This is a genomic window from Streptococcus suis, from assembly GCF_046032515.1.
Taxonomy (GTDB): domain Bacteria; phylum Bacillota; class Bacilli; order Lactobacillales; family Streptococcaceae; genus Streptococcus; species Streptococcus suis_AL.
In genome coordinates this window covers 13285-25611 of the sequence record NZ_JARQPJ010000005.1, presented here as the reverse complement: position 1 = coordinate 25611, position 12327 = coordinate 13285, and the positions used below count along the sequence as shown (strand labels likewise).

Below are 12327 nucleotides of genomic sequence, written 5' to 3'. Positions count from 1 at the left end.
ATAATTATTTTTTAATCCCCAAATTAAATCTAAGTCTCTTGTAAGCATCTCAAGCACTTACTCTTCTCTTTTTTTCTGTACAAATGACGCCAGTGTTGCCAAAGCCAATCCCAACACAGTCGCTACTACGCCTGTCTGTGCAGCTGTATTTGGCAAAGCATTCACCTTTCTGGCTCTTGTAACTTTTGAATCAACATGGTTGGTTTGTTCAACTGTAGCATTAGTTGGTTGAGCAGACGCTTCCTCTCTCCTATTTGCATCCAATTGCCCACCATTACCTAGGCTACCAACTAAGACGCTATCAACTGAGCCAACTGGGCTAGTGTTATTACCAGAAACTGAAGCCGTATCACCGGCACTTGTGCTACCTTCACCAATTTCTGGACTTGCGCTATTACCTGAAACTGAAGCCGTATCACCGGCACTTGTGCTACCTTCACCAGTTTCTGGACTAGTGTTATTGCCTGTTCCTGAAGTTGTGCCACTTGGTTGAGGCTTTTCATCATTTCCTTCATAGACAATAGCATAGTTAGAGAAATGGCTTACTTTGAAAGATACCAGATTGAAAGTTTTATCCCACTCGTATTCCAACTCTTCTACTGCACCTGTTTGTGGTAAGTAGTAAATCACCTTGGTCACCTTACGATTTGGTGAAACAGGTAGGGTAACAAAGGCACCTTTACTGGACTGGATTTGGACAAATTGACCATCTTTATCAAGCGTCTTGATGTCAAACATATCCACATCTTCACGTTTGAAACTCTCAGGTAATTTTTCAAAAACAGTAGCATCCTCTACCTTGACAACTTGAATGCTACTTACTGCACTAACATCTGCCTCTGAGAAACTTACATAAACATCCTCAACTTGACCAGATAGAACCTTAGTCGTACCGTTCGCATTCTCCGTAGGTTGGCCCCCATCTTCTTCTATCGCCATCGCAAATACATAGAGACCCTTACTGTCCTTACTTCCCTTCACTAATCGACGACCATCTTCTAAGACTGGTTTTAATTCTGTCAATTCTCCCGTAGAAGGCAAGTAGTAATAAAGACGATCTCCCTCTCTCAATTCATATTCTGATAAGACCCAATCAGCATTTACTGTCGGTAGATTATTTCCTTGACGGTCATAGAATTGAATTTTATTTACACCTAAACGACGGTTTTGCAACTCTTTTGGCAACCGCCCTAGCGAGCCATAGACCCAACTACGCCCAATCGAACCAATCTGTGTCCGTTCCTCTCCTGATAGAAGGAAATTGGATTTGAAGACCTTATCTCCGCTGATTTCCAAGGTCCAATTTGGAAGATTGGTAATCTCTTCTTTCCAGCCATCAAAATAAATTTCCGCACGTTTTAAAGAATAGCTACCAATGTGGTTTTCTGTCACAGAATCAAACAGAGAACCTGTAAGCCAGCCTGTCACAACAGGATTTGATGAATCGGAATAGTCCTGTTCCACAGATAAATGGTAGTCAAAGGAATTTCCAAAATTTCCCGAAGTTGGTCGAATATCAAAGTCCAACTGAGTTGTTCCAGACGAGATTAGACTAGAATTTGAAGTTTTTACTTTTATAGCACCATTTTCACCAACATAAATCTTGTCAGATTTTTTTAACTCCAATAAATTTGGCAGGCTATAGGCCGGATTCTCAATCTGGAATAAATAACCTCCAAAAGCTAAATGATAATCATCATAGGCTCCCGAACCCAGACGATTTAGGTTCAGGTAACCATGCATATAATCTTTGACCGTAAAGGTAATATCTACCTCACCTGTTTCCCACTGGTCTGTACTGAAATAAAAACTATCTCTTTCATCAAATTCAAAGGCAGTACCACCTAAAGCTTGTACATTGAACACCCTATCGAATTCCAAAGAAACCGTTTCTGTATAACTCTGCTCACTCTTTTTCTTTTTCAGCTCTGCCAAGTACTCGGGGCTTATTTTCACCTTATAGACCAACTGATCTCCCACTTGGAGCTTATGCAAGACCCTATTGTGATAAAAGCGCCCCGAATCATCGGGAAGAGCGTTGATGGAGTGGCTCCAGGATGGGTCAAGAGCAGCAAGTTCATTTCGACTACCATCGGTACCAATATGGGTTAGGGAGGTAATTTCAATGTGCTTATAGTCTTCATCTAGGACTGTCACTGTCGGCATCAGTTGGGCCAACTTATTCCTATTGGCTTCACTAATGTCTACTTGCTTCTTCCAATCTTTTGCAGAGAAATAACCATAACTGGTATCAAATTCCAGTTTCTTCTCACCAGCCTCTGAAAACTTCTCTGCAATATGAAGTATGGAACGTCCTGTCTTTTTACCCGCCTTATCATACTCGGCACCAAAAAAGCCATAAGAAAAGTCTTGTAGCATAACCCCATGAGAAACTTCTGGCAGGCTGTCATAAATCAGGGTATAAACAACATTTTCCCCTTTTTTCACGGTCGTCTTATCAACCTTAACCTCTACTAGATTTGGCTCTACAAATTGCGTATTCGTTTCAGCATAAGGTTTAATCACAATATCTGACAGATTGTTTATCTTCTCAAGACTAGCTGCATCCAATTCGTAGGGTTTGCTTTCCAAATCTGTCAAACCGATTTCCAGGCGATAGGTTCCAGCAGGTACTTCTCTAAAATAAGCATAGGCTATTTGGGTAGTTTCTGGGATGCTTGTATCAATTTCAGTACCAATAAAATCACCATTAGACCGATAATGTGGACGCTTCTCAATCGTTGCTGTTTCAACATAGGCCTCTCCGCTATCTTTATTGATTAGCTTATGAGTAACGACTGCTGGTTGCTCAACTTGCTCAAAAGTAATTTCCAGACCGACGTTCGCCTTCCTGTACTCCTGTTCATCCTCTGCATTCACAGCAATATCCGCTATGATTGGAGCAGCTTGTTCGGAAGTTTCTATGATCAGTGTTCTTTCCTCTGGCACACTTCTCTCTGTTGGCACCCCAGCTTGCTCTCCCTCTAGTTCAGAAAGACCTGCCTCGACTTCCGTCTGTGGTGCAACTTCTACAGGAGTTGGAGGTTCGGTCTGGTCAGAACCTGTTTGTCCTTCTTCACCTACAGTTGGTGCTTCGGTCACTACAGAGCTATTCTTAAGCTCGGTAACAATAGGTTCTGGACTGGTCTCTTCTGCGTGGACAGACAAGACTTGCCCCATCGTCACCGTACCTACAGCCATCGTCGCAGCCCCCATCAACAACATCAATTTTCGCTGACGTTTATAGGCATACTTGTATTTCTTTTTTCTTTTCATATATTGCTCCCTCTTTATTGTTTGGTTTCACCTATCCCGTCTACTCCTTTCTAGTGGACAGGTATTTTCATCTATTATTATATATACCCCCCGAAAATGCAAGAAATTATCGGCTACCAAGCAAAAATTTTTGTAAAAAACGAACAAGAAAAAGCCAGCTCCCTATCACAAAGAAACTGGCTAGCAAATGATAGTCATTTCGTCCATCGTTGATTACTTGGTTTCCTTATTTCCAACTTCAAATAGTGTCATCATTATTTGAACTCCCCTTACCTGATTTTGCAGAAGTGACTTGTTCCACTCTTTTATCTCCCCAGTCCATTGACTGGGCAAGTAATCCGAGGGATTGTTTCAAATCAATAACTAAAAATAAGAAAGCATAGCGGAAACCATTTGTTGGAAGGAAGATATTCTGGAACAGGCAACATCTTTATCTGGTTCAACGACACAAGAAGAGTTGTGAGATACAAGATTCTAAAATTGTTTGAATAGACTGGACCTTGGGAAAACTCCTTTTTGACTTTAGCCTATCACTTTATTGAAAAAAGACCCTATCCAATAAATATTGGAGTAGGGTCCTTAACTTAATGGTATTGAGGCTCAGCCTCTTTTTAATCATGATTTCCTTCAATATCCACTACGACGTAGCGATTCGGTTCACTACCTTCTGAATAGCTTGTCAAGCCATCCATTTTAGAAATAATACGGTGGATAATTTTACGCTCACTGCTAGACATTGGATCCGTATGGTAGGCTTCTTGTTCAGCCAAGACACGCTCCGCCAATTTTTGTGCATAGCCTTGAAGTACTTCTGCACGGTGTTCTACATAGTCATTCACATTGATAGTGATGTAGAAATTGCGCTCATAACGGTTGTATAGGAAGTTCTGAGCCAATAGTTGCAAGGCTTTTAAGACCTTACCATGATAGCCGATGACACGTCCTGGTTCATTGGTATCCACTTGGATATTGATTGTACGGCGATTATGACTTGTATCAATACGCGCTTCAACATCCATATCATCCAGAATTTCTTGTACATAAGCTGTCACTTCTGAAACAACTTGTTCAATATCATACTGAGGCTCAATCTTAATATCTAAATCAGCAAAATTATCTGCTTGATTTTCTGAGACGACTTCTTGATTTACGTCTTCCTTAGCAGATGTTGTTGCATCTGTAGTAGTTAGTAAATCTTCTGAAAGAATTTCAATCCGACCTGTTTCTTCCAAAATCGTTGTCGCTTCTTTTTCATTTTTCAAAATCTGCGCTTTAATATCATCATCAAGCGTTTGACCAGACTTTTCAAATTCTTTCACCGCTGCAACAACTTTTCCTAGGTCAATCGTAGCCTCTGAAACGCTTTTTACTGGTTCATTGAGGTCATTAATTTCACTTGGAACGCCACGAACTGCTTTCTGATTAGCCTTAACAACCGTTGTTTCATTGATGACATCAATATCCACAATCGCTGGCTTTTTACCGAAACCAAGGAAACCTTTTTTCTCACGCGCAACCACAGTAATATGTGCTTTTTTTCGAGGAATATTTAGCTCTACCAAGCCATTCTGGATGGCCTCTTCAACACTTGCTCCTGTAAATTTCATCTTCTCTCTCCTAGTTTTCCTATTTCTTTTTCTGTGCTTTTTTCTGTGCCCGTCGAATTTTTGCCTGACGTTCTTTTTCCGCATCAATTTTCGCTTGACGCTCTGCTATTATTTTAAACGGATTATTGAACACCAAGGTTTGAGCAACCTGATAGGCATTTGACACTGTCCAATACAAAGCCACCCCACTAGCAGCTGCCACAGCAAAGAAAAAGATCATCACGGGCATGACATAGGTCATAATTGTCATAGCCATATTCTTCTCAATTGCTGATTTATTGGTCAACCATGAGCTAAGGAATGTAAACACTGCAGCCAGAATCGGCAAAATAAAGAACGGATCCGGCTCCCCAAGATTTAACCAAAGGAAGTGACCTACTTTCAAGGCTTCAACACGTGTCAGAGCTTGAAAGAGGGCCAAAAGGATTGGCATTTGAATAAAGAGCGGAATCATGGACGCTCTCATGCTGACGCCATTCTCTTTGTAGAGAGCTTGCGTTGCTTCATAGAGCTGCTGGCGACTTTCCATATCCGTTCCTGGATACTCCGCTTGCAACTTTTTCAGCTGAGGTTGAAGCTCCTGCATCTTCCGTGAGGAATTCATCTGTATTTGGAACAAGGGCAACAGAAGGGTTCGAATTAAAATGGTAAAAAGTATAATACCGATTCCAATTTGACCGTTGATAGATAGGAACTGAATAATGCTGGCAAACCAGTAAATTAATCTATCCCACGCATCTGTAGATTGACTGGTCACTGGCCCTGTTCCGCAGGCTGTTAAAACAATTAGAGATACTACCAGTAGACCTGCCCATTTAACTTTCTTTTTCAATCACAACACCTTCCTGATATAGTTTAGCTAGTTTCAAAACATGGATGAGGTTTTGCTTCATTTCTTGATAGGACAATTCCTCTACACCTTTTCGAGCAATGATAACAAAGTCATCTGCTACCAGTTGATGTTGGCATTCAATTAAGATGTGACGAATCCTGCGCTTAATTTTATTTCGCATGACAGCGTTTCCCAATTTTTTGCTAACAGATAAGCCTACTCGGAAATGCTTCTGCGCTTTAGGTAATCGGTAGACAACAAACCTCCGATTGGCGACATTGTTTCCTTTTGTAAAAATGTCATTAAAATCTCGTTCACGCTTGACACGATAGCTTTTTTTCAAACTGCCACTCCATCTTTCAAAATTACTTCTATTATACCATAAAATTCAAAAAAGCCAATAAACATACCGTTTAGAGGCCTTTCGAAGCGATTATTTGTGCTTTTGCTTGCTGAATTTGCCAACGAATGGATTCAAATCCAGTTCCACCTAGCGAATTTCTGCGCGAAACTGCCGTTTCCGATTCTAAAGCTGTATAAATATCCGGTCCAATAATCGATGAAATTTCCTGATAACGTTCCAAAGGAACATCCTGTAAATAATAGCCTGCCTTGCTACATTCCAAGACCAGTTTTCCAACAATCTCATGCGCTTGGCGGAAGGGCATACCCTTGTTTGCTAGATAGTCTGCCAATTCAGTCGCATTTGAAAAGTCCTTCTCTGTCGATTGAGCCATCCTTTCCTTATGGACTGTCATAGATTGCAACATCCCTGCCAAAATATCGATAGATACTAAAATCGTTTCCGCACTATCAAACATGCCTTCCTTGTCTTCTTGCAAGTCCTTATTATAGGTTAAAGGTAGGGATTTCATGACTGTCAGTAGGCCAACTAAGTTCCCATAAACTCTACCTGTTTTTCCCCGAATCAATTCTGCCATATCTGGATTTTTCTTCTGAGGCATGATGGAAGAACCTGTTGAAAAGGTATCAGATAAGGTGACAAATTGGTATTCATGTGAACACCAGTTGATGATTTCTTCACACAAACGTGACATGTGCATCATGAGGATACTGGCATTTGACAGAAATTCCAAGATAAAATCACGGTCAGACACAGCATCAAGAGAATTACTATAGGGCTTAGCAAATCCCATCAAATCAGACGTCATCTGACGGTCAATCGGAAAGGTTGTCCCTGCCAAGGCCGCCGCACCAAGTGGGGAGATATCAGTGTGTTGCATGTTGAATGCAAAGCGCTCACTGTCGCGGCTGAACATGTTGTAATAGGCTAACAAGTGCTGAGCAAAACTAATAGGCTGGGCATGTTGCAAGTGAGTATAGCCGGGCATGATTGTTTCCACATGCTCCTGTGCAAGGTCTAGTAAAACCTGACGTAGATTGGTCAGTTTATCTACAGCTTGAAAGAGGGTGTCCTTCAGATAAAGGTGCATATCCGTCGCTACCTGATCATTACGAGAACGGGCTGTGTGGAGTTTACCTGCAACTGGACCTATTTTCTCGGTCAATAGACTTTCGATATTCATGTGAATGTCTTCGTTACGAACATCAAACACTAACTTGCCAGCCTCATACTCCTCTAGCAATTCTTCCAAACCAGCTTGAATGACCTGAGCTTCTTCTTGATTGATAATCCCTGTGGCTCCGAGCATCTTGACATGGGCTAAAGAACCCTGAATATCATACTTGGCCAGTTTTTGATCAAATCGGATGGAAGCTCCGAATTCTTCTACCCATTCCTCAAGACTGGCTTCAAAGCGACCACCCCATAATTTCTTTGCTTCCATACATTCCTACTTTCTAGTCTTTTTTATGAATTTCTGCATTGACCTTGGTTGGTAATCCCCAAAGCTTGATGAAACCAACTGCTGCATCTTGGTCAAAGGTATCTGCACTGGTATAGGTTGCCAAATCTTCGTCATAAAGTGAATTTGGAGATTTCCGAGCAACCACTTTGGCTGATCCCTTATACAATTTCACTTTTGCGGTGCCATTAACAACTGCCTGGGTCTGAGCAAGATAAGCTTTTAAGGCATCTGTTGCTGGATTGAACCACAAACCATTGTAAATCAAGTTAGAGAGTTCATTTGAAACAATCGGTTTAAAATGCGATACTTCGCGCACCAAGGTCAAATCTTCAATTTCCTTATGAGCAGTCAAAAGGGTAATGGCTCCTGGACACTCATAAATTTCACGCGATTTGATTCCGACCAAACGATTTTCCACATGGTCAATCCGACCTACACCATGCTTACCAGCAATGACATTGAGTTTTTGGATGAGATTTGCCAGGCTGAGCTTTTCTCCATTTACAGTAACGGGTACGCCCGCCTGAAACTCAATATCGACATACTCAGGAGTATCTGGTGCATTTTCTGGTGCAGTTGTAATACCAAAAGCATCTTCTGGCGCTTCATTCCATGGATTTTCCAAGACTCCACACTCATTGGCACGGCCCCAAAGATTTTGGTCAACGGAATAAGGACTATCCAAATCTGCTGGGACTGGTACACCATTTTCCTTGGCGAAGACGATTTCTTCTTCACGCGCCCACTTCCATTCACGGACAGGAGCTACGACCTTGAGGGTTGGGTCCAAGGCTGCAATGGCTACCTCAAACCGCACCTGGTCATTTCCCTTACCAGTACAACCGTGGGCGATAGTGGTTGCTCCTGTCTTATGGGCCATTTCCACCAACTTTTTGGAAATCAAGGGACGGCTGAGAGCCGATACCAGCGGATATTTTTGCTCATAATAGGCATGAGCTTGCAGGGCTGGTAGGACATATTCTTGAGCGAATTCTTCTTTCACATCCAACACATGGGACTCAATGGCACCAATGGACAGTGCTTTATCATGAATGAATTCAAGATCTTTCCCCTCACCTACATCCATACAAACCGCAATCACATCATAATCTTTTTTCAACCAAGCAATCGCAACTGAAGTGTCTAATCCACCAGAATAGGCTAAAATCAATTTTTCTTTTGTCATAAGCATTCTCATTTCTACTGTTTTTTTATAAAACTTAGTGACTATTATAGTGTATTTTTATACTTTTTGCAACATAATTATACACATTTTTAAAAATTTTTTGTATATTTTCAACCTTGATTTGAAAAGGAACAAAAGAAAAAACTGACCGAAGTCAGCTTTTAGCTCAATAATTCTTGAATTTTTGCGATGTCCAAACATCCGCAAGATACTTGTCTAACACTTCCAGATTTGCTATAATGAATAACCAATCTAAAAAAAGGAGCAAAACATGGAAACTTGGAACGCCTACACAGCCGACGGTCACTTGACCGACCATATCCTCACACGCGGAGAAGCCATTCCCGACGGCCTCTACCACCTAGTCGTCGAGTGCATCATCCGCCACCGCGACGGCAGCACCCTCTTCATGAAACGCGACAGCACCAAGCCCTCCTACCCTGACTATTATGAAGCGACAGCAGGAGGCTCGGCCTTGTTTGGAGAAATAGCAGAGCAGGCCATTTTACGCGAAGTCCGCGAGGAAACTGGCATTGAGCTGACAGCTGACCAACTCCGCCACCATACACATTTTGTTGCCCATGACGACCAGTGCATTTTCCACTGCTACTGGGCCGAAACCAATTGGGACAAATCGACCATCCAGCTCCAAGTCGACGAAACCAGCAATTATATCTGGATCCCACAAGAAGACTTAAAAGACTTCCTAGAAACTGAACTGGTTATTCCAAGGCAGAAGGTCTATGTGGAGAGGTTGTTTTTAGAAAGCTAAATTCCCCTAACAGACAAATCCCCGCCGTCACAGGACAGCGGGGATACTTTTATTTCAAACCTGCAACTAGGTCAGTAATATCAGCTGGTCGAGTACGACAGCAGCCTCCAACTACCTTGGCACCCAGTTCGTGCCATTCAAGTGTGTTGTCCAGAAGAGAATGGCTGTCGTCTGCTTTTTCCTTCCAAGTTTGAGTGGCTCCATCATAGACTTCTCCAGAATTTGGATAGGTCACAAATGGTTTATCCGTTTTTTCTCTCAACTGACTGAGAAAGGCTGGATAGAGCGAGGGAGCCGTACAGTTAAGACCAACCGCCAAAATCTGCTCACTACCGTTAACCAGCTCTGCTATTTTTTCAATAGACGTTCCGTCAGAAATCGACTGACCGTCCTGTGATGTGAAGCTGATATAGGCTTCGACATTTGGGAAATCATCTGCCAGCAACTCTACCAAGGCCTGTGTTTCGAGAACATTTGGAATGGTTTCCAAGGCCAAGAGTTCTGCCCCCTGTTCTAAGAGGAGTTCCATCCGACGACGATGAAAAGCCTTCAACTCCTCCAAACTGATGTTGCCATAATCACCTGTGTACTCCGAACCATTGGCTAGATAGGCCGCATAAGGACCAACGTCACCTGAAATGAGAGGATAGGTTCGTTGTACTTTTTCAGCTTCAGACAATTCGGCCCAAACCTCGTCACGCGCCTCTTTCGCCAAATCGACCGTCAAGCGAATGAGTTCTTCAGCCTCTGCTTGTGACAAACCAGCTTCCGCCAAACCTTCAAAAGTTGCCTGATAGGTTGATGTCGTGACCAAATCCGCACCTGCACGAATATAATCCTTGTGAATATCCTTGATGTACTGGGGATTTTCCAAAAGATATTTGGCTGACCAGAGCTTACCTGATACATCATGACCTCGAAATTCCAATTCCGTCCCAAGAGCACCGTGTAAAATGATGTATTCCTTTTGTTCTAATAATTCCTTAAAACGACCCATAATCTCCTCCTACCACTTTTTAAAGCGGATATAGTGATAAATATAGCAGCCAATCATGAATGGCACACCAAAGTAAAGACCAGCACGCTGCGAAGGATCCCAGCCGATTCCGATGATAGAAATAACCAGCAAAACAACTGTAATCCAAGGCAAAGTCGGTGAAAATGGTGTCTTATATTCCAATTCATCTTCACTGTGAGTTTTCAAAAATTCACGACGGAAACCGATTTGTGCCAATGGAATGGCCAACCAAGCAATCACAACTGCAAAACCAGCGATAGAAACCAGGGCCAGGAAGATGGTATCTTCTGCATAAATTGACGCAATCAAAGCAATCACAACACCAATCATGGACAAGATCATGCCACGCATTGGAACACCGTGTTTATTAATTTTTACCAATTCCTTGCTAATCATGCCTTCATTTGCCAAAGACCAAAGCATACGGCTTGAAGCGTATAGCCCTGATGTAGAGGCCGATAAAATAGCCGTCAAGATAATAAAGTTCATAATATCTGCAGCATAAGGGAAGCCAATCTTGTCCAAGACAAGTACGAATGGCGCTTCTGTCACACCTGCTTCTGACATAGGAAGTAGAGCTGCCAAAACAACAATTGTCAAGACAAAGAAGATAACCAAAAGACCAATTGTTGATTTAATAGCTTGCGGTACAGCTTTTTGGGGATTATCTGTCTCCCCTGCCGCAATTCCGATCATTTCCACACCTGAAAAGGCATAGTTTACAGAGAGCATAACGGAAATCAACCCAACTAGGCCGTTAGGAAGTAAGCCTTGTGCTGTAATATTAGTAAAGAGCGGCGCAGCATTGGTTCCCTCAAATGGCAAAATACCAAAAATAGCCAAAGTCCCAAGCACGATAAAGGCTGCTATGGCATAGACCTTGATAGACGAGAGTGCATCCTCTGCCTTGGCAAACCAACCAACAAATAGGGTGTTCAAACCAAAGACAATCACTGCAAAAATCGTCGCAAAAATCCAAATCGGTACACTAGGAAACCAGCGTTGCATGAGTTGAGCTGCTCCGACGAACTGAGAAGCTAGAGCAACGACCCAGCAAAGCCAATACATCCAGGCCACCATGAAACCAGTACCTGGACTGATAAACTTGGTCGCATAAGTATGGAAAGATCCAGTCACCGGCATTGCAACCGACAATTCACCCAAAGAGAACATGACCAAGTAAACCATGACAGCTCCGAAAAGATAAGCCGCAACAGCTCCAAAAGGCCCAGCCTGTGCAATGGTATAGCCTGAACTCAGGAACAAACCTGTCCCGATAACCCCGCCGATGGACAACATCTGCAAATGGCGACTGTTCATCTCTCGATTAAAAGTACCCTGATTTTCAAAATTATGATTTTCCATACACTCTCCTAAATTCTTGTGATTATTCTATCATATCATGGATTTTCAGAAAATCGTTATACCGTTTTCAAGCTTATTTCTATAGTTTTAAGCTATAACAAATCCCCACCGCCATATGACAGTGGGGATTATTTATCTTACAAACTCTTCAACATATTCTCAATATGCTGAATTGATTTTTCACGGCCGAGATAGAGAATTTAATAATCCCGTAACTTTTTAATTTCTTGATATATGTCCTTTCGGAATTTTCCAAGAGATGCATTTTTTATATCCTCTTCAAAAATCACATCACCATAAATCATTCTATCTATCTCGTCATCTGTTAGGGATAATTATACTCCATTGCAGTGCCCAATTTGGAACCTGGCAAGACGGCCTGATTGCAACACGTTGCATTGTCAAATAAATCTGATGAATCAAGTCTAGTCATGTTTATACT

At 42.1% G+C, this 12327-nt stretch carries 9 protein-coding genes; 1 reads left to right on the top strand and 8 read right to left on the bottom strand.

The window, feature by feature from the left end:
• Positions 1–57: 57 nt before the first annotated feature.
• The 6 genes from P7J49_RS03550 to P7J49_RS03525 all read right to left on the bottom strand — a co-directional run bounded on the left by P7J49_RS03550 (position 58) and on the right by P7J49_RS03525 (position 8730).
• Positions 58–3276 (bottom strand): LPXTG cell wall anchor domain-containing protein, encoded by a 3219-nt coding sequence (locus P7J49_RS03550; RefSeq protein WP_408569423.1) that lies wholly within the window; start codon positions 3274–3276, stop codon positions 58–60.
• 611 nt (positions 3277–3887) lie between these two features.
• Positions 3888–4883 carry an RNA-binding cell elongation regulator Jag/EloR gene (jag, locus tag P7J49_RS03545; protein WP_013730624.1) on the bottom strand — a complete coding sequence of 332 codons (996 nt, stop codon included), beginning with the start codon at positions 4881–4883 and terminating at the stop codon, positions 3888–3890.
• Between the two features lie 19 nt (positions 4884–4902).
• Positions 4903–5715, bottom strand: a complete 813-nt coding sequence (locus P7J49_RS03540) for a YidC/Oxa1 family membrane protein insertase (protein WP_105095027.1) — start codon at positions 5713–5715, stop codon at positions 4903–4905.
• Positions 5699–6058: a ribonuclease P protein component gene (gene rnpA / locus P7J49_RS03535; protein ID WP_099778278.1), complete on the bottom strand. Its 360-nt coding sequence runs from the start codon at positions 6056–6058 to the stop codon at positions 5699–5701. Before rnpA ends, P7J49_RS03540 begins: the two co-directional genes overlap by 17 nt.
• Positions 6059–6128: 70 nt before the next feature.
• Positions 6129–7523: an argininosuccinate lyase gene (gene argH / locus P7J49_RS03530; protein WP_408569420.1), complete on the bottom strand. Its 1395-nt coding sequence runs from the start codon at positions 7521–7523 to the stop codon at positions 6129–6131.
• A gap of 13 nt (positions 7524–7536) precedes the next feature.
• The gene (locus tag P7J49_RS03525) at positions 7537–8730 is read right to left on the bottom strand and encodes an argininosuccinate synthase (protein WP_408569419.1); all 1194 of its coding nucleotides are present in this window, start codon (positions 8728–8730) and stop codon (positions 7537–7539) included.
• 271 nt (positions 8731–9001) lie between these two features.
• Between P7J49_RS03525 and P7J49_RS03520 the strand changes: the two genes are divergently transcribed.
• Positions 9002–9502 (top strand): NUDIX hydrolase, encoded by a 501-nt coding sequence (locus tag P7J49_RS03520; protein WP_408569417.1) that lies wholly within the window; start codon positions 9002–9004, stop codon positions 9500–9502.
• Positions 9503–9551: 49 nt separating this feature from the next.
• On the opposite strand, the gene mmuM is transcribed toward P7J49_RS03520, so the two are convergent.
• Together mmuM and P7J49_RS03510 are read right to left on the bottom strand one after the other, a co-directional pair.
• Positions 9552–10499, bottom strand: a complete 948-nt coding sequence (mmuM, locus tag P7J49_RS03515) for a homocysteine S-methyltransferase (RefSeq protein ID WP_408569415.1) — start codon at positions 10497–10499, stop codon at positions 9552–9554.
• Positions 10500–10508: 9 nt separating this feature from the next.
• A complete protein-coding gene (locus tag P7J49_RS03510; protein WP_408569414.1) occupies positions 10509–11885 on the bottom strand; it encodes an amino acid permease in 1377 nt (458 codons plus the stop codon).
• Positions 11886–12327: the final 442 nt, after the last annotated feature.